This window comes from Tardiphaga sp. 839_C3_N1_4 (assembly GCF_051811045.1).
Lineage (GTDB): Bacteria > Pseudomonadota > Alphaproteobacteria > Rhizobiales > Xanthobacteraceae > Tardiphaga.
In genome coordinates, this window is record NZ_JBPWQD010000001.1 from 3002382 (window position 1) to 3025363 (window position 22982).

The 22982-nt window shown below is 63.3% G+C and carries 19 protein-coding genes; 13 read left to right on the forward strand and 6 right to left on the reverse strand.

Annotation, left to right across the window (positions count from 1 at the left end):
• Positions 1-56: 56 nt before the first annotated feature.
• The gene (locus AB8A38_RS14435; RefSeq protein WP_439086404.1) at positions 57-1667 is read right to left on the reverse strand and encodes an acyl-CoA synthetase; all 1611 of its coding nucleotides are present in this window, start codon (positions 1665-1667) and stop codon (positions 57-59) included.
• Positions 1668-1868: 201 nt separating this feature from the next.
• Between AB8A38_RS14435 and AB8A38_RS14440 the strand changes: the two genes are divergently transcribed.
• Entirely contained in the window at positions 1869-2714 is an 846-nt protein-coding gene (locus AB8A38_RS14440; protein WP_439086405.1) for a DUF1499 domain-containing protein, read from the forward strand.
• A gap of 223 nt (positions 2715-2937) precedes the next feature.
• Here the strand turns inward: AB8A38_RS14440 and AB8A38_RS14445 are convergent, their stop codons facing one another.
• Positions 2938-4179 carry a PLP-dependent aminotransferase family protein gene (locus tag AB8A38_RS14445; RefSeq protein ID WP_439086406.1) on the reverse strand — a complete coding sequence of 414 codons (1242 nt, stop codon included), beginning with the start codon at positions 4177-4179 and terminating at the stop codon, positions 2938-2940.
• A gap of 175 nt (positions 4180-4354) precedes the next feature.
• Between AB8A38_RS14445 and AB8A38_RS14450 the strand changes: the two genes are divergently transcribed.
• The 6 genes from AB8A38_RS14450 (at position 4355) to AB8A38_RS14475 (ending at position 11319) form a co-directional block, all read left to right on the forward strand.
• Positions 4355-6085 (forward strand): cation:proton antiporter, encoded by a 1731-nt coding sequence (locus AB8A38_RS14450; RefSeq protein ID WP_315840685.1) that lies wholly within the window; start codon positions 4355-4357, stop codon positions 6083-6085.
• 270 nt (positions 6086-6355) lie between these two features.
• Positions 6356-7447: a 3,4-dihydroxy-2-butanone-4-phosphate synthase gene (gene ribB, locus AB8A38_RS14455; RefSeq protein WP_089263618.1), complete on the forward strand. Its 1092-nt coding sequence runs from the start codon at positions 6356-6358 to the stop codon at positions 7445-7447.
• Positions 7448-7571: 124 nt separating this feature from the next.
• A complete protein-coding gene (locus AB8A38_RS14460) occupies positions 7572-8786 on the forward strand; it encodes an acyl-CoA dehydrogenase (RefSeq protein ID WP_120288483.1) in 1215 nt (404 codons plus the stop codon).
• 122 nt (positions 8787-8908) lie between these two features.
• The gene (locus tag AB8A38_RS14465; RefSeq protein ID WP_439086407.1) at positions 8909-9376 is read left to right on the forward strand and encodes an Rrf2 family transcriptional regulator; all 468 of its coding nucleotides are present in this window, start codon (positions 8909-8911) and stop codon (positions 9374-9376) included.
• Positions 9373-10272, forward strand: a complete 900-nt coding sequence (locus tag AB8A38_RS14470) for an NAD(P)/FAD-dependent oxidoreductase (RefSeq protein WP_439086408.1) — start codon at positions 9373-9375, stop codon at positions 10270-10272. Before AB8A38_RS14465 ends, AB8A38_RS14470 begins: the two co-directional genes overlap by 4 nt.
• Positions 10273-10383: 111 nt before the next feature.
• On the forward strand, positions 10384-11319 hold the full coding sequence (locus AB8A38_RS14475; RefSeq protein WP_439086409.1) for an MBL fold metallo-hydrolase: 936 nt from the start codon (positions 10384-10386) through the stop codon (positions 11317-11319).
• Positions 11320-11545: 226 nt separating this feature from the next.
• Here AB8A38_RS14475 and AB8A38_RS14480 read toward each other — a convergent pair whose 3' ends face one another.
• Both AB8A38_RS14480 and AB8A38_RS14485 read right to left on the reverse strand, forming a co-directional pair.
• Positions 11546-12697, reverse strand: coding sequence for a lactonase family protein (locus tag AB8A38_RS14480; RefSeq protein ID WP_439086410.1), 1152 nt, complete (start codon positions 12695-12697; stop codon positions 11546-11548).
• A 92-nt stretch (positions 12698-12789) separates the two neighbouring features.
• Positions 12790-15081, reverse strand: a complete 2292-nt coding sequence (locus AB8A38_RS14485) for a TonB-dependent receptor domain-containing protein (protein WP_439086411.1) — start codon at positions 15079-15081, stop codon at positions 12790-12792.
• A 96-nt stretch (positions 15082-15177) separates the two neighbouring features.
• Between AB8A38_RS14485 and nikR the strand changes: the two genes are divergently transcribed.
• Entirely contained in the window at positions 15178-15618 is a 441-nt protein-coding gene (nikR, locus tag AB8A38_RS14490) for a nickel-responsive transcriptional regulator NikR (RefSeq protein WP_315840679.1), read from the forward strand.
• A gap of 170 nt (positions 15619-15788) precedes the next feature.
• Here the strand turns inward: nikR and AB8A38_RS14495 are convergent, their stop codons facing one another.
• Positions 15789-16607 carry an aldo/keto reductase gene (locus AB8A38_RS14495; RefSeq protein WP_439086412.1) on the reverse strand — a complete coding sequence of 273 codons (819 nt, stop codon included), beginning with the start codon at positions 16605-16607 and terminating at the stop codon, positions 15789-15791.
• A gap of 125 nt (positions 16608-16732) precedes the next feature.
• Between AB8A38_RS14495 and AB8A38_RS14500 the strand changes: the two genes are divergently transcribed.
• The 5 genes from AB8A38_RS14500 (at position 16733) to AB8A38_RS14520 (ending at position 22025) form a co-directional block, all read left to right on the forward strand.
• A complete protein-coding gene (locus AB8A38_RS14500) occupies positions 16733-16858 on the forward strand; it encodes a hypothetical protein (protein ID WP_439086413.1) in 126 nt (41 codons plus the stop codon).
• 109 nt (positions 16859-16967) lie between these two features.
• Positions 16968-18218 carry a sarcosine oxidase subunit beta family protein gene (locus tag AB8A38_RS14505; protein ID WP_439086414.1) on the forward strand — a complete coding sequence of 417 codons (1251 nt, stop codon included), beginning with the start codon at positions 16968-16970 and terminating at the stop codon, positions 18216-18218.
• A gap of 6 nt (positions 18219-18224) precedes the next feature.
• Positions 18225-18485 carry a sarcosine oxidase subunit delta gene (locus AB8A38_RS14510; protein ID WP_439086415.1) on the forward strand — a complete coding sequence of 87 codons (261 nt, stop codon included), beginning with the start codon at positions 18225-18227 and terminating at the stop codon, positions 18483-18485.
• On the forward strand, positions 18482-21451 hold the full coding sequence (locus tag AB8A38_RS14515; RefSeq protein WP_439086416.1) for a sarcosine oxidase subunit alpha family protein: 2970 nt from the start codon (positions 18482-18484) through the stop codon (positions 21449-21451). Before AB8A38_RS14510 ends, AB8A38_RS14515 begins: the two co-directional genes overlap by 4 nt.
• The gene (locus AB8A38_RS14520; protein ID WP_439086417.1) at positions 21444-22025 is read left to right on the forward strand and encodes a sarcosine oxidase subunit gamma; all 582 of its coding nucleotides are present in this window, start codon (positions 21444-21446) and stop codon (positions 22023-22025) included. The genes AB8A38_RS14515 and AB8A38_RS14520 overlap by 8 nt, the downstream gene beginning before the upstream one ends.
• Positions 22026-22027: 2 nt before the next feature.
• Here AB8A38_RS14520 and AB8A38_RS14525 read toward each other — a convergent pair whose 3' ends face one another.
• The gene (locus tag AB8A38_RS14525; protein WP_439086418.1) at positions 22028-22966 is read right to left on the reverse strand and encodes a 2-hydroxyacid dehydrogenase; all 939 of its coding nucleotides are present in this window, start codon (positions 22964-22966) and stop codon (positions 22028-22030) included.
• Positions 22967-22982 lie beyond the last annotated feature (16 nt).

Below are 22982 nucleotides of genomic sequence, written 5' to 3' on the forward strand. Positions count from 1 at the left end.
CCCCGCACTCCGCGCGAAGCAACGCTTTGCTAGGGGAGAGGTTAAGAAAGAGCGCCCTACCCCAGCGCCCGCAATTCCCGCCTGAGCACCTTGCCCGTCGCGGTCATCGGCAGCGACTCCGCAAACTGCACGTGACGCGGATATTCATGCGCGGCGAGTTGCGATTTGACGAAATCCTGCAGCTCGCGCGCTAGCTTGTCACTCGGTTCAAAGCCCGGGCGCAATACGATCCAGGCCTTGATGGCTTCGGTCCGGATCGGATCGGGAATGCCGACCACCGCCGACAGTGCCACCGCGGGATGCTTCAGCAGCGTATGCTCGATCTCCGACGGACCGATGCGATAGCCGGCTGATGTGATCACATCGTCCTCACGTGACACATACCAGAAGTAACCGTCATCATCCTGGATGCCGAGATCGCCTGTCAAAAGAAACTCGCCGGCGAATTTCTTTGCGGTGCCTTCGGGGTTCTGCCAGTAGCCGAGCATGGTGCAGGGATTGGGCTGCCTCACGCCGACAATGCCGCGCTCGCCGCGCGGCAGCTCCTCGCCCTGCTCGTTGACGATACGTACATCGAAGCCCGGCGTCGGCTTGCCCATGGAGCCCGGGCGGATCGGAAACAGATCGGCATTGTTGCCGACGACGAGATTGCATTCGGTCTGGCCGTAGATTTCATGCGCGTCGATACCGAACGTATTGCGCACCCAGTCGAGCAATTCCGAACCGAGCGACTCGCCGCCGGTGAGCATGCTGCGCAGCTTCACGCCATCATGTTTGACATTTGCCTGCCGCATCAGCTTCAGCGCCGTCGGCGGCAGGAACACGTTGCGTATCTTGTGGTCGGCCATCAGCTGCATCGCTGCCGCTGGTTCGAATTTCCTGGCGCGATAACCGACGATCGGCACGCCGTGATACCAGGCCGGAAACAGCGCATCGAACAGCCCGCCGATCCACGCCCAGTCGGCCGGCGTCCAGTAGACATCGCCCGGCTTCGGAAAGAAGCCGTGCACCATCTCCACATTGGGCAGATGGCCGAGCAGCACGCGATGGGCATGCAGCGCGCCCTTGGGATTTCCCGTGGTGCCCGAGGTGTAGATGATGATCGCGGGATCGTCGCAGGAGGTATCGACCGTCGTGAAGTCTTCGGACGCGCCCTCGATCGCCGACCAGAACGGTTTGGCACCGGCATGCGGTGCACTGTCCGTGACGTAGATATCCTGTAAATGAGGCAGCCGCTCGCGGATTTTCGACAGCTTGTCCCAGCCACTCGCGTCGGTGACGATGGCCTTGGCCCCGGAATTGGCAAGGCGGAATTCCAACGCGTCCTCGCCGAACAGCGTGAACAGCGGCACCGACACCAGCCCGGACCGGAACGCCGCGAGATGCGCCACCGGCAATTCCACCGATTGCGACAAAAACACCGCAATGCGGTCGCCGCGCTGCAGGCCATCCGCCTTCAGCACATTGGCGAAGCTGCGCGAGAAAGCCTGCATCTCGTCGAAGGAGAAACGATGCGTGCCGCGGTCCTCGTCCACATAGATCAGCGCCAGCCGCCCGCTACCGTCGGCATGACGGTCGCAGGCCACCGTCGCGATGTTGAATCGCTCCGGCACGTCCCAGCGGAAATTGCGGGCGAGCGTCTCATAATCCGTGGTTTCGACCAGCATGGCAGGCGGCTCCCTGCGGCCTTGCTTGCTTCTTCTCGTTATACCAGGGGAGAAGTCTGAACGGCCGCGGCCCCATTCTTAAACGAGGAGTCCCGTCCGCCAAAGTGCCTTGAAATTCCCGGCCCGGCATGGTCTCAAGCACCCTATTCGGAACCCGGCGCTATCAGCGCCTTCGCAAGCTCAATCCGGCAGAAATTCCCCATGGCACGCAGGTTTTCGGCCGCTTACCAGTCGGAGCCAGTATCCAGCCTGGCGCTGTGGGCGCGGCGCCTCGCGGCTTTCGCCGCCATTGCAGCCCTCACCTCGATCATCATCGTCCGCTTCGGGTTCCTCGAAGTAAAACCGGCACTGATGACCTTCTTCGGCGCGTTGGGATTCGCCGGCCTCTCGATCCTGGTAGCGCTCGCTGGCTTTGCCGCGATCTGGCAGAACGGCTCGCGGGGCATGAGTGTGATCATGGTGGCGCTGATGCTCGACGTCGTGATCCTGGCGTATCCCGGCTACCTTGCGTACCAGTATCGCAAGCTGCCGAAGATCCACGACATCACCACCGACCCCGTCGACCCGCCGCGCTTCGAGGCGCTGGCGCGGCTGCGGACCGGCGACGGCACCAATTCAGCCGTCTATTCCGGCCTCTACTCCGCGGAGCAGCAGCGCACGGCCTATCCGGATATCGAGCCGGTGGAGCTGGAGGTGCCCGTGCAACGCGCCTATGACGTGACGCGCGCTTTGGTCGAAAAGCGCAAGTGGATCGTCATCGACGAGCGTCCGCCGCAGCCGCCGCGCCGCATTGGCCGTATCGAGGCGGTGGCGCGCACCCCTATCATGGGTTTTCGCGAGGACGTCTCGATCCGCTTCACACCCGACGGCGAAGGCTCACGCGTCGATATCCGCTCGTCGTCGCGCTATTTCGAAGGCGACCTCGGCAGCAACGCCGCGCGCATCACCAAGCTGATCGATGACATCAACACCGCCGTCGACAGCGCGCCGGCGCCGAAGAAGGCAGCGACGCCGGCGAAGGCTGCGGCAAAGGGTGTGAAGAAGTAGACTTCGATATGCCGGCCTCTCGCTCCCTCTCCCCGCGCAGAGCGGGGAGAGGGTCGGGGTGAGGGGCGGAGCGCGGGCGCTCATCTCGGTTAGCAACAGAGGGTCGGCGCGATCCGATAGCCTGCAACTGCAGCGATCGAAGTGCCGTGCCCCTCACCCGCCGCGAAGACGCGGCGACCTCTCCCCGCGCAGAGCGGGGAGAGGTTAGATTGCAGCGACGCAGTTATCCCCGCGCACGTTTTTCCACGTTCGCGATCCGCTCGGGCACGCCGAACTCCTGCCGGCAGACATCAGCGAGGACCGCGATCCCTTCGCGGATTTCCTGATGGGTCGGGCTGGCGAAGCAGATGCGAATGTGGCTGTGCGCATAGGCCTTGTCGACAGACCATTCCGGGCCGGGATTGATCGACACGCCGGCCTTGAGCGCCGCCTGGTAGAGCTTCATGGCATCGACATTGGCGGGCAGTTTCACCCACAGAAAGATGCCGCCTTTGGGTTCGTCGAATTCCGCCGCCGTGCCGAACTGCTCGTTGAGCGCATCCATCAGCGTCTCCAGCTTGGCGCGTAGTCCCCGCGTCGCCTTTGGCACATGGGTGGCGAAATGCGGCACGCAATATTCGGCGAGGACCATCTGCTCCAGGGCGCCTGAGCCGGCATCGGTCTTCAGCGCCAGCATGCGTGACATGATCTCCCAGGGCGCGACGATGTAGCCGACGCGGAGAGCAGGCGCGATCGACTTGGAGAACGAGCCGATATGGATCACGCTGCCGCTTGTATCCATCGCGTGGAGCGCCGGCGGACGCTCGCCGTTCCAGATCAGGTCGGCATAGCAATCGTCCTCAAAGATGGGGACGCCATATCTGGCCGACAGCGCCAGCAGCTCGCGGCGACGGCTTTCCGGCATGATGGTGGCGGTCGGATTCTGCACGGTCGGGATCGTGTAGATATATTTCGGCCGGATGCCCTTCGCCTTCAGATCTTCCAATGCTGAGGTCAGCGCGTCCATCCGCATGCCGTCGTCATCCAAGGGGATGCCGACGATATTGACGCCGAGACGGGTGAGCCGGTTGATGGAGCCTTGATAGCAATCACGCTCGATGATGACGGTGTCGCCCTTGGCCAGCAGGCTGTGATTGACAAGGTCGAGCGCCTGCAGCGAGCCGGAGACAACCAGGATGTCATCGGCGCTGCAATCGATGCTCGCATCGCGCTTCAGCTTGGCAGCAATGAAATCCCGCAGCGGCAGATAGCCCTGCGGACCGCTCGCCAGGCCGTAGGTTGCCAGCGTGCGTCCCTCGCGCAGCATGACGGCATTGGCGGCAGCAGTCAGGCCCTCCACCGGCACCTGATCCATATCGTTGTTCCCGCCGACGAAGCTGTATTTGGCGAGACCGGTCCATTTTGCCGCAGCCGCGGGCAGGCCCCGAGGCAGCAATGGCGCGTAGTCGAACCGTGCAGTGGTCATGAACGTCGTCTCCCTGAGGCCCTTTTGGGTACGAAGGCTGCTTTTTATGATGAAGGCTGCCTCGTTGGACCGCCCTCCGCGTGTATCGCGCGCCGAATGCCGGATATTACCCCTTTGCCCTCACGCGGTGCACCATTAGAGTGCCGCCGAAATGTAAAGCTTTTCCGGCAGGGGCATGCACGACTTAATCCGCGACATCACGCTCTGCATCCTGTTTGCGTGGGGCATCGGGCTTATTGCGCATTTCACCCGGCAGCCACTGATTCTTGCTTATCTGATCGCCGGCTTCATTATTGGGCCATTCGGCATCGGCTGGGTCAAGTCGGACGAATCCATCAGCACGATCTCCGAACTCGGCCTGATCTTCATGCTGTTCATGATCGGTCTCGAGATCGATCTGAAGAAGATCATCCGCGCCGGCAAGGTCATCCTGTTCGCCGCGGGCGGCCAGTTGATCGCAGGCTGCGTGCTCGGCGCCGCCTTCTTCATGGCGCTCGGGCTCAAGCTCGGCGGAGGCGGGTTCGATGCGCTGTATCTCAGCGTCGCCTGCGCACTGTCCTCGACAGTGGTCATCGTCAAGGTGCTGTATGAGAAGCGCGAACTCGACACACTGCCCGGCCGCATCACGCTCGGCATCCTGGTGCTGCAGGACATTTTCGCGATCCTGTTTCTGGCGGTGCAGCCGAGCCTCGCCGATCTGCAGGTCAGCGTCATCGCGCTGTCGATCGCCCGCGTCGGCGTGCTGGTCGCCACCGCGCTGATCCTGAGCCGCTACGTGCTGCCGGCGCTGTTCCACCAGATCGCGCGGCGGCCGGAACTGGTGCTTCTGGGCGCGCTGGCCTGGTGCTTCCTGATCGGCGAAATCGCCGAACGGCTGCATCTGTCGCGCGAGATGGGCTCGCTGGTGGCCGGCGTATCGCTGTCGACCTTCCCCTATGCGCTCGACGTCACCGCCAAAGTGACGACACTGCGGGATTTCTTCATCACGCTGTTCTTCGTCGCCGTCGGCATGACGATCCCGATCCCGAACGGCGCCACTATCGGCCTCGCACTGATCATCGCCCTGTTCACCGTGATCAGCCGCTTGCTCACGACCTTCACGCCGCTCTATCTGATGAAACAGGGGCTGCGCGCCAGCCTGCTGCCAGCGCTCAATCTGGCGCAGATTAGCGAATTCTCGCTGGTGGTGCTGCAAACGGGCATCGCCGCCGGCCATATCACCACGCAGACCTCCAGCGCGGCGTCTTTCGCCTTCGTGATCCTGGCGGTCCTCTCCACCTTCGCGATGATGCGCAGCGACCAGATCACGCGCCTCTTGATCGGCCCGATGAAGCGCATCGGGCTGCGCGACCTCGACCACGGCCAGAAGACTCATGACGCCGATCACGCCGCCGGCCATGGCGAAGCCCGCCGCATCGTCATTCTCGGCTTCTTCCGCACCGCCTCTGCCCTGCTCGCCGAGATCGAGCGCCAGAACGAGTCGCTGCTCGACCAGATCAGCGTCGTCGACTTCAATCCCAACGTCTTCCGCACTCTGGTCGGGCGCGGCCAGCACGTGATCTATGGCGACATCAGCAATGTCGACACGCTGGTCCATGCCGGCGTCGGCAATGCCGAGATCATCATCCTCAGCGTGCCGGACTCGCTGCTGAAGGGCGCGAACAACGAGAAGCTGGTCCGCCATGTCCGCTCGATCAACCCCAACGCCAAGATCATCTCCACGGCGGACGTGCTCGGCGACGTGAGCGATATTTACGCGGCGGGCGCCGACTACGTCACCGTACCCCGGCTCAGCGACGCCCATGCGCTGTATGAGGTGATCGAGGCCGCCGATCAGGGCCTGCTGGACGCCAAACGCGCCGACATGGACGCGCAGCTGGCGGAACGGCGAGAAGTGCTGCCTTAACCTCTCCCCGTTCTTTACGGGGAGAGGTCGCCGCGTCTTCGCGGCGGGTGAGGGGCATGGCACGGACTTCACCACATCGACGGAGTTTGCGGATCGCAAGAGCCCCTCACCCCGCCCTCTCCCCGCAAGAGCGGGGCGAGGGAGCGAGAGGCCGGTGCCTAGCCTACCTCCATTCCGCACTGCGAACCCGCATACCGCCCCCCATTTCCGCGGGTTGCACCGCCCCCCGCTCTGCGCCATATGGACTTCACACAGAGCAAGAGTGCATTCATGGCCGACCCGATTTCAGACGTTCTGCAAGCCTTTGCCGCCGGCGAAATGGTCGTGGTGACCGACGATGACGACCGCGAGGGCGAAGGCGACCTCATCGTCGCCGCGTCGTTCTGTACCGCCGAGAAGATGGCCTTCATCATCCGGCATACTTCCGGCATCGTCTGCGCGCCGATCACCACCGAGGATGCACGCCGGTTGCGGCTCGATCCGATGGTGGTCAACAACGATAGCAATCACACCACCGCCTTTACCGTCTCCATCGACTACAAGCCCGATGGCGGTACCGGTATTTCGGCCGATGAGCGCGCCTCGTGCTGCCGCGCACTGGCCAATCCGAATGCCGGCGCCAATGACTTCGCCCGCCCCGGTCATATATTCCCGCTGATCGCTAGAGAGGGCGGCGTGCTGATGCGCTCCGGCCATACCGAGGCCGCCGTCGATCTGTGCAAGCTGGCCAATCTCGCCCCGGTCGGCGTCATCAGCGAATTGATGAACGACGATGGCTCGGTGATGAAGGGCCAACAGGTCGTCGACTTCGCGGCCAAGCACAAGCTCAAGCATGTCACGATCGCTGACATGATCGCCTATCGCCAGGCCCGCGAAAAGCTGATCGAGCGCGTCTCGACCTTCACCACCGACAGCCCGATCGGCCCGCTGCATGGCTATTCGTATCGCTCGCCGTTCGATCCGATCCACCATGTTGCCTTCGTTTACGGCAGCGTCGGCGACGGCAAGAACGTGCTGACGCGCTTCCACAAGCCGAACATCGTGCGCGACGTGTTCTTCGGCCCGGCCAAGATGCAGCCCGTGCTGGAACGCTTCAAGAAGAACGGCAGCGGCGTGCTGGTTTATCTGCGCGATGGCGCCGCGGGCGTGCCCGTCGAGCCGCTCGATGCGCCGAAGTCGGCGGAAGCCGACCGCAACCGGCAGTGGCGTGAAATCGGCGTCGGTGCACAGATCCTGCGCGATCTCGGCGTCACCTCGATCCGCCATCTGACCTCGTCGACCCATGACTACAAGGGCCTGTCGGGTTTCGGCATCGAGATCGCCTGCAACGAACAGCTTGATGGCGATAGTTCAAAGACCTAAAATGCCGTAGCACGCAATGCGCGGGTGCCACCTGAGACGGCACCCTGTTGAGCGAAACAGCGCTTGCGACCAGAACACGCGCAGCCAATGCGCATTACTCAGCCATGATGTGAAAGGGATTTCGATGAGCGTTGCCCCCAAGGCAAAGGACAAGCCGGCCGCTGCAAGTTTCCAGTGGGACGATGCGTTCCTGCTCGATAGCCAGCTCACCGAAGACGAGCGCATGATCCGCGACACCGCGCGCGCTTACGCCCAGGACAAGCTGCTGCCGCGCGTCAACGACGCTTATCTCAATGAGCATACCGACCGCGAAATCTTCAATGAGATGGGCGAGCTCGGCCTGATCGGCATCACGCTGCCGGAAGACTATGGCTGCGCCAATGCCAGCTATGTCGCTTACGGCCTCGTGGCCCGCGAGATCGAGCGCGTCGACTCAGGCTACCGCTCGATGAACTCGGTGCAGTCGTCGTTGGTGATGTATCCGATCTACGCTTACGGCGACGAGAACCAGCGCAAGAAATACCTGCCCAAACTCGCCACCGGCGAGTGGGTCGGCTGCTTCGGCCTGACCGAACCCGATGCCGGCTCCGATCCCGGCGGCATGAAGACCCGCGCCGAGAAGGTGTCCGACGGCTACAAGCTGTCCGGCTCCAAAATGTGGATCTCGAACGCCCCGATCGCCGACGTGTTCGTGGTGTGGGCGAAGTCCGCCGCACATGACAACCAGATCCGCGGCTTCATCCTCGAGAAGGGCATGAAGGGCCTCACGGCACCGAAGATTGGCGGCAAGCTCAGCTTGCGCGCCTCGATCACCGGCGAAATCGTCATGGACGGCGTGATCGTGCCGGAAGAAAACCTGCTGCCCAACGTGTCGGGCCTCAAGGGTCCGTTCGGCTGCCTCAACCGCGCCCGCTACGGCATCTCCTGGGGCGTGCTCGGCGCCGCCGAAGACTGCATGGCCCGCGCCCGCCAGTACACGCTGGACCGCAAGCAGTTCAACCGCCCGCTCGCTGCCACCCAGCTGGTGCAGAAGAAGCTCGCCGACATGCTGACCGAAATCTCGCTCGGTCTGCAGGGCAGCTTGCGCGTCGGCCGCCTGATGGACGAAGGCAACTTCCATCCGGACATGATCTCTGTGGTCAAGCGCAACAATTGCGGCAAGTCGCTGGATATCGCCCGCATGGCCCGCGACATGCACGGCGGCAACGGCATCCAGGCCGAATACCATGTGATGCGCCACGCGCAGAACCTGGAAACGGTGAACACCTATGAAGGCACCCATGACGTGCACGCGCTGATCCTCGGCCGCGCGATCACGGGTATCCAGGCGTTCGGTTAAGCCGCTCGCGCTGTAAATCAACCGCTTCGAAATGCCCGGCCTTGTGCCGGGCATTTTTCGTTTGAGGACTTCAAAACCGGGGCGGCTTGACGCGCCCGGCATCATGTATCATCATAAGTTACATGAGACGAGACAACCGCCTCTCCGCCACGCTGCATGCGCTGCTGCACATGGCCGAGCAGAACCGCCCAATGACCTCAGCCGAACTGGCCATGTGCATGACCACCAATGCCGTGGTGGTCCGCCGCACCATGGCGGGGCTGCGCGAAGCAGGCCTTGTGCGTTCCGAAAAGGGTCATGGCGGCGGCTGGGAGATCGCGCGCGATCTGTCCACGGTGACGCTGAAGGATATCTATGACGCGCTGGGCAAGCCCAGCCTGATGGCGATGGGCATTCATCTGGAAAGCCCGACCTGCCTCGTTGAGCAGGCGGTCAATCACTCGCTCACATCGGCCTTCGCGGAAGCGGAAGCCGTGCTCATCGGCCGCCTTGCGGATGTCACGCTGGCGCAGCTCGCCGCGGATTTTCACGCGCGGGCGGAGGACCATCTCAGCAAAATTCAGAGCAAGATTTCAAGGAAGACAAAATGAGTTTCGATGCCATCGTCATCGGCGGCAGCTATGCTGGCCTCTCCGCAGCGCTGCAATTGGCGCGTGCGCGCCGCAAGGTTCTGGTGATGGATTCCGGCCAGCGCCGCAATCGCTTCGCGGCCCATTCGCACGGCTTCCTCGGCCAGGACGGTCGCGCCCCCGGCGCTATCGCCGCGGATGCCCGCGCACAATTGCTGGCCTATCCAACAGTGCAATGGGTCGATGCAAAGGCCACCGCCGGCAAAGGCCTGGCCGATGAGTTAACCGTCAGCGCAGGGAACGGCGCGCAATACGAGGCCCGGCGCATCATCCTTGCCGCCGGCGTGGTCGATACATTGCCGGACGTCCGAGGTCTCGCCGAACGCTGGGGCAAGCATGTGTTTCATTGCCCCTATTGCCACGGCTACGAGCTTAATCAGGGCCGCATCGGCGTGCTGGCGTCGTCGGAGATGTCGATGCATCACGCCTTGATGCTGCCGGACTGGGGATCGACGACGCTGTTCCTCAACCGCGCCTTCACGCCGGATGCGGACCAGCTCATGCAACTGATGCAGCGCGGCGTCACCATCGAGCGTGAACCGATCAGGCAATTGTCAGGCGCATCCATCGATGTCGAACTCACGGATGGCCGCATCATTCCGCTCGATGGCATGTTCACGCTGACGCGCACCAGTCCGGCGTCGCCACTCGGCGCACAGCTGGGCTGTGCCATGGAAGACGGGCCAATGGGACCGTTCCTGCAGACCGACATGTTCAAGGAAACCACCGTCTCCGGCGTGTTCGCCTGCGGTGACATGGCGCGCGCGACGGGCTCCGTGGCGCTTGCGGTGGGCGATGGCGCAATGGCCGGGGTCGGCGCGCACCGATCGCTGATGTTCGGGCCGGGGCACGCATAGGGCCTACGGCGCCTGACGCTTCCAACGCATGGCAGGCGCGAGATCGGGCCGTTTGCTTTCCCCGCTCCCCTTGCTAGTCATCACGGTCAAGAATTCTGGGAAGGACCGACCATGAGCGACAAGGACACCAGCGCCAACGACGACGTTCCGTTCAATCGCGATTATCCGCTGAAGCCCGGCGTCGTCGATCAGGTCCGCGCAAACGTGCGCCGGGTTCTCTGCAACAACCCCTCGCCTTTCACCTTCACCGGAACCAACAGCTACATCGTGGGTACCGGCAAGGTCGCGATCATCGATCCCGGTCCGGCCAACGACGCCCATCTGCAGGCGCTGCTCGATGCCGTGAAGGGTGAGACCGTGACGCATATTCTCGTCACCCATACCCATAGCGACCATTCGCCGAATACCGCGGCGCTCAAGGCCGCCACCGGCGCCACGGTCTATGCCGAAGGCCCGCACCGCGCCTCGCGGCCGCGCTTCGAGAGTGAGAAACACTCGCCGGAATCCGGCAGCGATCGCGACTTCAAGCCGGACGTGCTGGTGGCGGACGGTGACGTGATCGAGGGCGACGGCTGGGCGCTCGAAGGCGTCTTCACGCCCGGCCACACCGCCAACCACATGGCCTTCGCCTGGCGCGAGAAGAAATATTTGTTTGTCGCCGATCATGTGATGGGCTGGTCGACCTCCATCGTGGCGCCGCCCGACGGATCGATGATCGACTACATGGCCTCGCTCGACAAACTCGCGGGGCGCGACGAAGACCTGTATTTCTCAGGCCACGGTCCGGATATTCCCGATGCGCAGCGCTATGTGCGCTTTCTCATTAGCCACCGCCGCGCCCGCGAGGCCTCGATCCTGCATCGCCTCGGCAAGAGCGAGGCGGATATTCCGACCATTGTGCGTGCAATCTATATCGGGCTCGATCCGCGCCTGACGGGTGCCGCCGGCTATTCGGTGCTGGCGCATCTGGAAGACCTCGTCGCCCGCGGCATGGTGCTGACGGACGGCGATCCGGTCATCGGCGGAAGCTACCGGATGGCCACTTAACCTCTCCCCGCTCTGCGCGGGGAGAGGTCGGCGCGTAGCGCCGGGTGAGGGGCCGATCGCGACAGCAACTACAATCTTGAGCTATCGGGTCGTGCGATCTCCGACTCACCGATAGCAACAGAAACGTGAGGTCGTGCCTCGCCCCTCACCCCAGCCCTCTCCCCGCGCAGTGCGGGGCGAGGGAGCGAGAAGCCGGCGCGTCGATGCCTGTAAGAGGCATCTTCCGTTAAGGCAGGTTCACGATCTCGACCCAGTTCGGATTCTTGCCCACGGGTGTTTCGCCCAACTTGGTCAGGCCGCCCGTCGCCTTGTCGATGGCATAGGCTGTCATGCTGTTCGATAGCTGACCAACTGCCAGCAGATAGCGGCCCGACGGATCGATATTGAATCCGCGTGGCTGCTTTTCCGTGGCGGTCGAGCCGAGCGACGTCAGCGCGCCGGTTTTGGGATCGACACGGAACGCCGCGATCGTGTTGCTGGTGCGTTCCGACGCATAGAGAAACTTGCCGTCCGGCGTCAGATGGATATCCGCCGCCCAGGGCTTGCCCTCGAAGCCCTTGGGCAGCGCGGAGGCGACCTGCGTCTCTTTCTTCAGCGTGCCAGTCGCGGCGTCCCACGGAAATACATAGATCGCCGCGTCGAGTTCGTTGAGCAGATAGACGAACTTCTTGTCAGGCGAAAACACCAGATGGCGCGGGCCACCTTTCGCCTTCACGCTCACGGTCGGCGGATCGTTCGGCGTCAGCTTTCCGGCCTTGGCATCGAATTTCTGCTGATAGATGACATCGCCGCCGAGGCTCGTATGCAGCACATAGCGATTGGTGGGATCGACGATGATGCAATGCGCATTCGGTTCGGTGGCGACGACCTGCTGTGCCGGCGCGATCACGCCATTCGGCCCGATGGCGTTCACCGTCACCTTGTTGCCGCCATAGGACGCGCTGAGCAGGAAGCGCCCGGTGCGATCGACGGCGATATAGGCCATGGAATCGGCCAGCGGCCCGGGGCCGACAAGTTTCAGTTTTCCAGTTTTGGCATCGATATCGAAGGTCACCGCCGTGTAGGGCTCGTTGCGCAAACCGGCATAGAGCCGGTGCTTCTCAGGACTGATGGCCAGCGGCAGCGAGCCGCCGGGCTTTGCCGGCCCCGGCACCGCCACGGTATCGATCGCAGCGAGATTTCCATTCGCCTTCAGTTCGAGAATGCTGATGTTCTGGCTGTCGGCATTGCCGACATAGACATAGGTGGCGGCACTGGCCGATGACATGATGAGCCCTGTTGCTAACGGGAGCGAGACGATCGCCAGCAGCGCCTTCAAACCGGCGCTGGCACGCGTGAATGGCCAACGGCGCGAAACGGAACGAACCCGTGCGAGCATCAACACCTCCCTGCCTCTTTTCATTGGGAGGGATGATGCTACCGCCTTCCGGAATAGGCAAGCTGCGCTGCGGCAAAGTCAGAACCGCGAGATCAGAACCGGCCGGCCACCGTCAGCCGCAGTGCCAGCGGCTCGACCGGATGCAGCACGCGGTCCATGATGCCGGTCTGGCACACGGCAGCAGGCGCCGTCGGCGCCCCGCCACCCGCCGGGAAACACGCGGCGAACAGCGAGTCCGTTTTCAGCAGCGAGCCATAGGCATAGGTGATCTGGTCGGACTTGCTGTCGAGGATGTTGAAGGCATCGAGCTGGATGCGCCAGCCATTGTCGAAGCGGTAACCAACCTGCCCGTTGAGCAGGCCCGTGGCTGGCGAGATGAAGGCCGCGTCTTCAGTCAGCGGACGCGGGCCGAAATAACGATAGCGCAAGGCGCCGAACCAACCGGTCGCTTCGCCCAGCCTTATGCCAGCCGAGGCGATCATGTTGGGGGCGCCGGGAATGAAATTGCCGGGCGCGTTGCCGATCTGCGAGGCCGGATAGCCGTCGAACTCCGCATAGGCCGCCGCCTGGTCGGCATTGCTGCCGCGGAAGCGCGCGCGCGTCATTGCGAGGTCGGCTTCAAGACTCAGCCATGACGTGGGCTTGTAGTCGTTGGTCCATTCGAAGCCGACGCGGCGGCTGGGACGACTGGCTTCAGTGTCACCAGCATCGCCGACGAACAGGATTTCGGAGGCGGAATCCAGCATGAAGAGCGCGATCGAACTGGTCAGCCCTGGAATGAGTTTGGTACGCAGCCCGACTTCGGCGCCCTTTGTCTTGACCAGGAAGGGCGAGCTATCGACCGGCGAACCATCAGACGGCGATTCCTTGATGGTCACACCGCGCGCATCGTTGCTGTGAAAGCCCTCGCCGGCATTCAGGAACAGCTCGGTCTTCGCAAAGGGACCAATCACCAGACCGGCCTTGGGGCTCCCGATGGTCGCCGTGGCACTGCCGGAATTGGCGGGATTGAAGAACGAATTGACCGTGGTGTCGTAATAGTCGCCGCGCCAGCCGATATTGGTGCGCAACCAGTCGGTCCAGAACGTCGTGTTCTGGACGAACACGCCGACGCTGCCTTCCTTCACGCCGTCGTTGCGCGTGGTCGAGAGATATTGCCGCTTGATGGTGTTGCCGAGGCTGACATTGATATCGTCGTAGCGGCTCTGGATGCCGACTTCGGTTTCGTTGCGGAAGCCCGCGATATTGTACTTGAATGTATGCGAGGCATTGATGCCGCCGAGCACGCGGTCGTCATATTGGTGAAACTGATCGCCATTGACGGGATCGCTGAGGAAGAACGTGAAGTTGTTCCAAAGATTGAGCTTGCTCTTGGTGACGTAGAAATCGAGTTTGGTTGCGCTGTCGAGATCGGTTTGCCGGAGGCGGCCGGACAGCGAAAAACGCTCCGAATTGCCACCATCGCTCGGATCGAGCGCGCCGTAGCGGCCGATCTCGCCAGAAGTGATCGCCCGCAGCGGCACCTGATCGGTCGAATTCCACTTGTTGCCATAGGCCATGCCGGTGAGCGAGAAGCCGTTGTCAGCGGTGCCCTGGCTGTAACGGATCACGCCGTTGAGCTTCTGAAGCTTGTCGGGATTGTCCCACGGGCCGTTATAGAGATTGGCCTCGGCGGCCACCAGCAGCGTGCCTTCGCCGACCTCGCCCGACGTGACGCCGAAGGCGCGGTTGTAGCCGAAGCTGCCTGATGTGATCGACGCCATGGTGCGCGCGACACTGTCGATCAGGCTGACATGGATCGCACCCGCGGACGAGAAGTCGCCTTCGTCGGCGAAATACGGTCCCTTGCGGACATTCACCGAACTGATCAGTTCGGGGATGAGGAAGTTGGTATCGGCATAGCCCTGGCCGTGACCATGGGTGCGCATGTTCACCGGCATGCCGTCGATGGAGATGGCGAGATCGGTGCCGTGATCGAGATTTACGCCGCGCAGGAAGTACTGGTTGGCTTTGCCGTCTCCGGAATGCTGGGTGACGATCAGGCCGGGCGCCACTTCGAGCGCCTCGGCCGGGCGCGACAGAGGACGTGCATTGACCTCGGTGCCGCTGATCGTCCTTTCACTGGCAGAGGCGGGCAGCGCCTGTGCCGCACCGGGGGTGACACTCATGCCGCCGGCCCCCAACGTCGGTGCGGCAACATGGCGTGCCGCCGGGCGGCCTGCCTCATTCCCGCTGCGCGGTACGCGCGGCTTCGCCGCATGCCGCGGCGGCGCCTCGACTTCAACCGGCGACAGCACGGTTGCCGGTTGCGCAGGAGACGGCGTGACGGCTGTAAGCAATGAGACCAGCGACAGTCCGGCCGATGGAAAGAGAGAGCGATGCATCGGTCAGGCGGCCGGGCTATGCTGGGTTCAACGGGAACACACTGACATGCCGAGTATGACAAAGTCAAAGATTCATCATACTATTTGAGAGGACCGATGCAGCGCATTACGATCACGCTCGATGACGACCTGATGGAAGAGCTGGATGCGATGATCGCCGAACACGGCTATCAGAACCGCTCCGAAGCGATCCGCGATTTCGCCCGTGCCGGCATGCAGCAGGCCGCACAGGAAAAGGGCAAGGCCGGCGAATGCGTGGCCGCCCTGGTCTATGTCTATGACCACGCCCAGCGCGATCTGTCACGCCGTCTGGTCGACACCTATCACCATCACCACGACCTCTCGCTGGCGACGCTGCATGTGCATCTCGACGGCGACAACTGCATGGAAGTGACCGCGCTGCGCGGCTCCGGCAGCGAAGTACAACACTTTGCCGATCACATCATTGCGGAGCGCGGCGTGAAATATGGCCGCGTGGTGATGATGCCGACGGGGAAGAAGGTGGAGGGGAAGAAGAAGGAGCACAGCCACGGTTAGTTCAAGCGCTGCGGCCGATGGCCTCCCTCCCCCAAGCGAAGCGCAGCGGGGAGGGTCGGCCGATAGGCCGGGGTGGGGGTAGCCCCACACTCGGGCCGGAGTTTGTGGCACCCCCACCCGACCGCGCTACGCGCGGCCACCCTCCCCGCAAGGGGGAGGGAGAAGCAAGATCAATCCCAATCCGGCGCGAAACCCGGATTCACCAGTCGCTGCGTCTTCGGCAATGCCGCGATCGCCTTGCGGTCGTCGTCGTCCAGCGTCACCTTCAGCGCGTCGAGATTGGCCTGCTGGCTCTCCTTGCGGGATGCCTTTGGGATCGCGGCGACGCCGTCCTGATCGAGCAACCATTTCAATGCGACCTGCGCCGCCGACACGCCGTGTTTGGCGGCGATGGTCTTCATCGCGTCATTGTCGGCCAGCCGGCCCTGACCGAGCGGGCAATAGGCCACCAGCGGGATCGACTTGGACCGCAGATAGGTCAACAGCTTCGTCTGGTCGAGCAGCGCATGATATTCGACCTGGTTGCAGGCAACCGGCGCGCCGATCTCTTCCACCGCCTGCTTCATCAGCTTGACCGGAAAATTCGCGACGCCGATGGCGCGGACGCGGCCCTCGTCCTTCAGCTTCAGCAGCGTCTCGAAGATCGCCGGCAGATCCATGCCCTTCGAGGGCCAATGCACCAGATAGAGATCGATGACATCGAGACCGAGCTTCTTCAGGCTGGTGTCGAAGGCGCGCTTGATGGCATCCGGCGCGAGATTCTCGGGCCAGACCTTGGTGGTGACATGGAGATCCTTGCGGGCGATGCCGGAGGCCTTGATGCCGGCACCGACTTCGGCCTCGTTGCCATACATCTCGGCGGTGTCGATGTGCCGATAACCGAGCCCGATGGCACTTTCCACGCCGGCGACGCAGCCGTCGCCCGTAAGCTTGAATGTGCCGAGGCCGAGCTTCGGCACTGAAATGCCCTGCGTGTTCAGATTGTCCATGTCACTTCCTCAAGCATGTCAATTCTTCAATATGGCGAAACCGTCCGAGACGACGGCGCCTGAAGTGTTTGATACGGTGCCAGCCTGCAACGATAAACTCAAATCACCGGGAGAGTTTCAGCACCATGGAAAAGGCATTACGCGGATGGCTCGACTCCCACGGCCTGCTGGCCATCACTGCGGCCGTGCTTGGGATCATCAGCCTGCTGGCCATGATCCTGGTGCTGGGCGGCTTCTGGCTGGCGCGCTAAACGACATCATCTCACGATGTCGCTAATGGGCTTCTGAATGTCGCCCATGGACTGGCGCCGATCCCCGAAATACGCGACACTCCGGGCCTGATCGCCACCCGGATTCTCCATGCGCTATTCGCTGACGTCGCTGCTCAGGCAAACCCTCACTGGCCACAAAGGCTGGACGCCGCAATGGCGCGATGCCGCCCCCAAACCCGAATATGACATCGTCATTGTCGGTGGCGGCGGCCATGGCCTCGCGACCGCCTATTATCTGGCGAAGGAATACGGCCTCACAAATATCGCCGTGCTGGAAAAGAGCTGGATCGGGTCAGGCAATATCGGCCGCAACACCACGATCATCCGCTCCAACTATCTGCTGTCGGAAAACATCTCGCTCTACGAGCTGTCGCTGAAACTGTGGGAAGGCCTCGAACAGGACTTCAACTACAACGCCATGGTCAGCCAGCGCGGCGTGCTGAACCTCTATCATTCCGACGGCCAACGCGACGCCTATGCGCGGCGCGGCAACATGATGCGGCTGAACGGCGCCGACAGCGAGTTGCTGGACCGCGAGGGCGTGCGCAAACTCTATCCGTTCCTGAATTTCGATGCGGCGCGCTTTCCGATCCAGGGCGGGCTGCTGCAGAAACGCGGCGGCACGGTGCGCCATGATGCCGTCGCCTGGGGCTATGCCCGCGGCGCCAGCGATCGCGGCGTCGATGTGATCCAGAATTGCGAAGTGACGGGGATCGATATCGTCGACGGTCGCGCGGTGGGCGTGCAGACCTCACGCGGCGCGATCAGGGCGAAGAAGATCGGCCTCGCCGTCGCCGGCTCGTCGTCGCGCGTCGCGGCGATGGCCGGGATGCGGCTGCCGATCGAAAGTCATGTGCTGCAGGCCTTCGTCTCCGAAGGATTGAAGCCTGTCATTCCCGGCGTCATCACCTTCGGCGCCGGGCATTTCTATATCAGCCAGTCCGACAAGGGCGGCCTCGTCTTCGGCGGCGATATCGACGGCTACAACTCCTATGCCCAGCGCGGCAACCTGCCTGTCGTCGAGGATGTCTGCGAAGGCGGCATGGCGCTGATGCCGGCCGTCGGCCGCGCGCGAATGCTGCGCAACTGGGGCGGCCTCGTCGACATGTCGATGGACGGCTCGCCGATCATCGACCGTACCCATATCGACGGGCTCTATCTCAATGCCGGCTGGTGCTATGGCGGCTTCAAGGCGACGCCGGGCTCGGGCTTCGTCTTCGCGCATCTGCTGGCGAAAGACGAACCGCATCCCGCCGCCAATCGGCTGCTGCTGGATCGCTTTCGCAGCGGTCGCATCGTCGATGAAAAGGGCCAAGGCGCCCAACCGAACCTGCACTGAGGCCCCATGCGCATTCCCTGCCCTTATTGCGGATCCCGCGACACCTCGGAGTTTTCCTATTCCGGCGACGCCACGCTGACGCGGCCCACGCCCGACAATGCCGATGCGATGTTCGACTATGTCTATCTGCGCGACAATCCGGTCGGTGTTCACAGGGAATATTGGTATCACACGGCCGGCTGCCACGCTTGGCTGAAGGTGACGCGCAACGTCTCGACCCATGAAGTGATCGATGCGGTACTCGCGCATGATGAGGCTGCGTCATGAGCACATCGCGTCGCCTCGCAGCCGGTGGATTGATCGATCGGTCCAAGCCGATCGGCTTCAGTTTCGACGGCAGGAGCTATGGCGGCTATGCCGGCGATACGTTGGCGTCGGCGCTGCTCGCCAATGACACGATGCTGGTTGGCCGGTCGTTCAAATATCACCGGCCGCGCGGCATCTTCTCCGCCGGACCGGAAGAACCGAACGCACTGGTGACATTGCGCTCCGGCGCGCGCGCCGAACCGAACACCAAGGCGACCACGGTAGAACTCTTTGATGGGCTGAACGCATCGAGCCAGAACTGCTGGCCGTCGCCGAATTTCGATCTGCGCGCCGTGCATCAGCTCGCCGGGCCGCTGCTCAATGCCGGCTTCTACTACAAGACCTTCATGTGGCCCGCTGCGTTCTGGGAGAAATTCTACGAACCGGCAATCCGCCGTTCGGCCGGTCTGGGCGCACTGAGCGGCCTCGACGACCCAGATACTTACGAGAAGTCGCACGCGTTCTGCGATCTGCTGGTGATTGGTGCCGGCCCGGCAGGCCTCGCTGCAGCGCTCGCTGCCGGACGCGCCGGGGCGCGCGTCATTCTCGCCGAAGAAGACTTCGTGCTTGGCGGCCGCCTGCTCAGCGACACCGCACAGATCGATGGCGTGTCGGCGGCCTCATGGGCGGCGCTGGCGGAAGCCGAACTCAACACGCTGCCAAATGTCCGCATCCTCACGCGCACCGCCGTGTTCGGCGCCTATGACGGCGAATATGGCGCCATCGAGCGCGTCAGCGATCACCTGCCGGTGCCACCGCCCTTCGCGCCGCGTCAGCGGCTATGGAAGATCGTCGCCAAACAATGCGTGCTAGCGACCGGCGCGTCCGAACGGCCGCTGGTGTTTCCCGGCAATGACAGGCCCGGTGTCATGCTGGCGTCGGCTTTGCGCACTTATGCCAACCGTTTCGGTGTCACTCCGGGCCAGCGCATCGCGATCTTCACCACGTCGGATGACGGCTGGCGCAGTGCGTTCGACTTGCAAGCGGCCGGCGCCGAGATCGCTGTTATGGTCGATGCACGGACAGACGTTGCGCCTGACGTGCGCAAACTCGCAGGCACCGCACCTCAATTCCTCGGCGCGCATGTCTCGGACACATCGGGCTATCGCCGGCTCACAGACATCACCCTCACCGACAGCACCGACAAGACACGCAGCGTGGCCGTCGATACGCTCGGCGTCTCCGGCGGCTGGTCGCCGAGCATCGGCATCGCCACGCATCTCGGTGGCAAGGGGAGCTGGTCGGAGGAAAAGTCGGCATTCCTCTGCAACGATCTGCCCCCGGGCATGCAACTCGCGGGAGCCGCAGCGGCGCAATGGACGCTCGCAGACGCCTTGCAACATGGCGCGCTGGCCGGAGCAAAAGCTGCCTCGCATGTCGGCCTTGGACTGCAGGCGCAGAAGCCGATCCTCGCAAGTGACGAAGCAGCATCCGGCAACACTCCGGTCTGGCTGTTCAAGGGATCGCGCCGCAAGGCGTTCGTCGATCTGCAGAACGATGTCACCGCAACCGACGTCGCCCTTGCCGCGCAGGAGGGCTTCCGCTCGGTCGAGCAGCTCAAGCGTTACACGACTTTGGGCATGGCCACCGATCAGGGCAAGACGTCCAACGTCAACGGACTTGCGATCCTGGCCGGCGAAATCAGGCAAACCATCGCCGAGACCGGCGCGACGCGGGCGCGCCCGCCGCATGTCCCGGTCGCCATCGGTGCCTTTGCGGGTCTGCACAGCGGCAAGCATTTCAAGCCGACGCGGCTGACGGCGAGCCACGCATCCTCCGCTGCGGCAAACGCCACCTTCGTCGAAGCCGGCCAATGGATGCGCGCGCAGTGGTTCAATACGCCGGGGGAGACTGACTGGCTGCAAAGCGTTACCCGCGAAGTGAAGGCGGTGCGCTCCGGCGTCGGTATCTGCGATGTCTCGACGCTCGGCAAGATCGCGCTGCGCGGGCCCGATGTCGGCGCGTTCCTCGACCGCGTCTATATCAACACCTTCTCGACGCTGCCCGTCGGCAAGGTGCGCTACGGCGTGATGCTGCGCGAGGACGGTTTCGTGATGGACGACGGCACGACGGCGCGTCTCTCCGCCGATCATTATGTAATGACGACCACCACCGTGAATGCCGGCAAGGTGATGCAGCATCTCGAATACTGCCATCAGGTGCTGTGGCCCGAGCTCGACGTGCAGATAGTCTCCGTCACCGAACAATGGGCGCAAGTTGCGGTCGCGGGGCCGAAGTCGCGCGACCTGCTGCAGGCGCTGCTCGGCGACGCCTTTGACGTCTCCAACGAGACCATTCCGTACATGGCCTGTGCCGAATTCCATGTCGGCACCGTTCCGCTGCGGTTGTTTCGTGTCTCGTTCTCCGGTGAACTTGCTTACGAGATTGCGGCTCCGGCGGGCTATGGCGAAGCGCTGTTCAACGCACTGATGCAGGCCGGCAAGGCCTTCGACGTCACGCCCTATGGCACCGAGGCGCTCTCGGTGATGCGGATCGAAAAGGGCCATGTCGCCGGTTCCGAACTCAACGGCCAGACCGTGGCGCGTGATCTCGGGCTTGGACGCATGATGTCAGTGAAAAAGGATTATATCGGCCGCACCATGGCCGGGCGTGAGGCACTGATCGATCCGGATCGGCCGACGCTGGTCGGCCTGCGGCCGGTCGATCGCAGCCAGCGCCTGCGCAACGGCGCGCTGCTGTTTGCGCGCGATGTCACACCTGCGCCGGACAACAATGTTGGCTTCATCACCTCAACGGCCTTCAGCCCGGGCAACAATCACTGGATCGGCCTTGGCCTGCTGGCGCGCGGACCGGAACGGCACGGCGAGATCATCCGCGCCTGGGACCCGGTCCGGTCAGGCGACTATGAGCTCGAAGTCGTCGATCCCGTCTTCATCGATGCAGAAGGAGCGCGGCTGCGTGCTTGACCTTGCTCACATCTCCGCCTTCGCTGAGTTGCGCTCCATAGGCGATGGCCGCGGCGTGATCGCGCGCGAGCGTCGCGGCATCGCCATTGCGACGGTCATGGCCCGCAAAGGCCAGGGTGCCGCGCTCGCTGCTGCCGTGAAGGAACAGTTCGATATCAACCTGCCACTGGGACCGCACGGTTCCGGCAGCGATGCGACCTCGTTTCTCGGCACCGGTCCCGGCCGCTGGCTGGTGACCCACGATGCGGGCACACCGCGTTTCGTCGATAGCCTTGCGCAGCAGCTCGACGGCCTCGCCTCGGTGGTCGATCAGTCCGATGGCGTCGGTCTGCTCAGGCTGTCAGGTCCGGCCCTGCTCGATGTGCTGGCCAAGGGCGTCGCTATCGATCTCAGCGCCGCGGCGTTTCCCGCCGGCAGCGTGGCGGTGACGCAGATCGCCCATATGGGCGTGACGCTATGGAAGGTCGACGAGGCGCCGACGATTCACATCGCAGTCGCGCGCAGCATGGCCGGCAGTTTCCTGCACTGGCTGGAAGCGTCGGCTGCGATCGTCGGGCTGGCAGTGGACACTTAGGCTCAGTAGCCGCGGCTGCGATCCACCGAGTCTTTCGGCTGCACACCGGCCTGCACGGCTTCGGCAGTGGCGAGAATGGTATCACCGATGGCGGTCATGGTGACCTCGCAGGCGTCATGCGGCGTCAGCACGATCTGCGGATGCGACCAGAACGGATGGTCCTTGGGCAGCGGTTCAGTGTGAAAGACATCGAGTGTCGCGCCAGAGAGCTGCCCGCTTGCGAGCGCATCGAGAATATCCTGCTCGACGGAGTGCTCGCCGCGGCCGACCTGAATGAGATAGCTGCCGCGCGGCATCTTCGCAAACAGGCTTGCATTGAGAATGCCGCGGGTTTCCTCGGTCAGTGGCAGCAGGTTCACCAGCACCTCAGAGCCCGCGAGCATCGCGTCGAGTCCGTCGCTGCCGTGGAAGCCGGTCACGCCGGGCGTCGTCGGCTTGCCCGAACGGCTCCAGACCCGGACGGGAAAGCCCAGCATCGCCAGATCCGAGGCGACGCGTGCACCGATAGCGCCGTAGCCGAGAATGCCGATCGGAACCTCGGACGGGCGGCGTCCGCCGCCGAGGCGCTTCCAGACGTGATCGCGCTGGTTCTGCAGGTAAGTCCCGAACTGGCGCTGGTGATAGATCACGTTCCAGATCACGAAGCCGGACATCATCTGCGCCTGTGCCGGCTCGACCACGCGCACCACGTCGATGCCGTCGCGCAGGCTCGGACAGTTCAGGATGCTGTCGGCACCGGCGCCGATGGAACACGCCGCCTTCAGGTTCGGATAGTGATCGAACGCATCCGCATGCGGATGCCAGCTCACGGCCATGCTGACTGTGGCGGGATCGGTGCCGTCGAGGTGATCGACAAAACTCACCTTGCCGTCGAGCCGGGCGATTTCGTTGGCCAGGTATTTGCGCAGGTTGATGGTCCTGCTCAGGAAAACGCAAGTCACGGGAGACGTCGGCATA

Coding starts and splice junctions, on each gene's coding strand:
- AB8A38_RS14435 (WP_439086404.1), bottom strand. CDS start 1,667: ATGCTGGTCGAAACCACGGATTATGAGACGCTCGCCCGCAATTTCCGC.
- AB8A38_RS14440 (WP_439086405.1), top strand. CDS start 1,869: ATGGCACGCAGGTTTTCGGCCGCTTACCAGTCGGAGCCAGTATCCAGC.
- AB8A38_RS14445 (WP_439086406.1), bottom strand. CDS start 4,179: ATGACCACTGCACGGTTCGACTACGCGCCATTGCTGCCTCGGGGCCTG.
- AB8A38_RS14450 (WP_315840685.1), top strand. CDS start 4,355: ATGCACGACTTAATCCGCGACATCACGCTCTGCATCCTGTTTGCGTGG.
- ribB (WP_089263618.1), top strand. CDS start 6,356: ATGGCCGACCCGATTTCAGACGTTCTGCAAGCCTTTGCCGCCGGCGAA.
- AB8A38_RS14460 (WP_120288483.1), top strand. CDS start 7,572: ATGAGCGTTGCCCCCAAGGCAAAGGACAAGCCGGCCGCTGCAAGTTTC.
- AB8A38_RS14465 (WP_439086407.1), top strand. CDS start 8,909: ATGAGACGAGACAACCGCCTCTCCGCCACGCTGCATGCGCTGCTGCAC.
- AB8A38_RS14470 (WP_439086408.1), top strand. CDS start 9,373: ATGAGTTTCGATGCCATCGTCATCGGCGGCAGCTATGCTGGCCTCTCC.
- AB8A38_RS14475 (WP_439086409.1), top strand. CDS start 10,384: ATGAGCGACAAGGACACCAGCGCCAACGACGACGTTCCGTTCAATCGC.
- AB8A38_RS14480 (WP_439086410.1), bottom strand. CDS start 12,697: ATGCTCGCACGGGTTCGTTCCGTTTCGCGCCGTTGGCCATTCACGCGT.
- AB8A38_RS14485 (WP_439086411.1), bottom strand. CDS start 15,081: ATGCATCGCTCTCTCTTTCCATCGGCCGGACTGTCGCTGGTCTCATTG.
- nikR (WP_315840679.1), top strand. CDS start 15,178: ATGCAGCGCATTACGATCACGCTCGATGACGACCTGATGGAAGAGCTG.
- AB8A38_RS14495 (WP_439086412.1), bottom strand. CDS start 16,607: ATGGACAATCTGAACACGCAGGGCATTTCAGTGCCGAAGCTCGGCCTC.
- AB8A38_RS14500 (WP_439086413.1), top strand. CDS start 16,733: ATGGAAAAGGCATTACGCGGATGGCTCGACTCCCACGGCCTGCTGGCC.
- AB8A38_RS14505 (WP_439086414.1), top strand. CDS start 16,968: ATGCGCTATTCGCTGACGTCGCTGCTCAGGCAAACCCTCACTGGCCAC.
- AB8A38_RS14510 (WP_439086415.1), top strand. CDS start 18,225: ATGCGCATTCCCTGCCCTTATTGCGGATCCCGCGACACCTCGGAGTTT.
- AB8A38_RS14515 (WP_439086416.1), top strand. CDS start 18,482: ATGAGCACATCGCGTCGCCTCGCAGCCGGTGGATTGATCGATCGGTCC.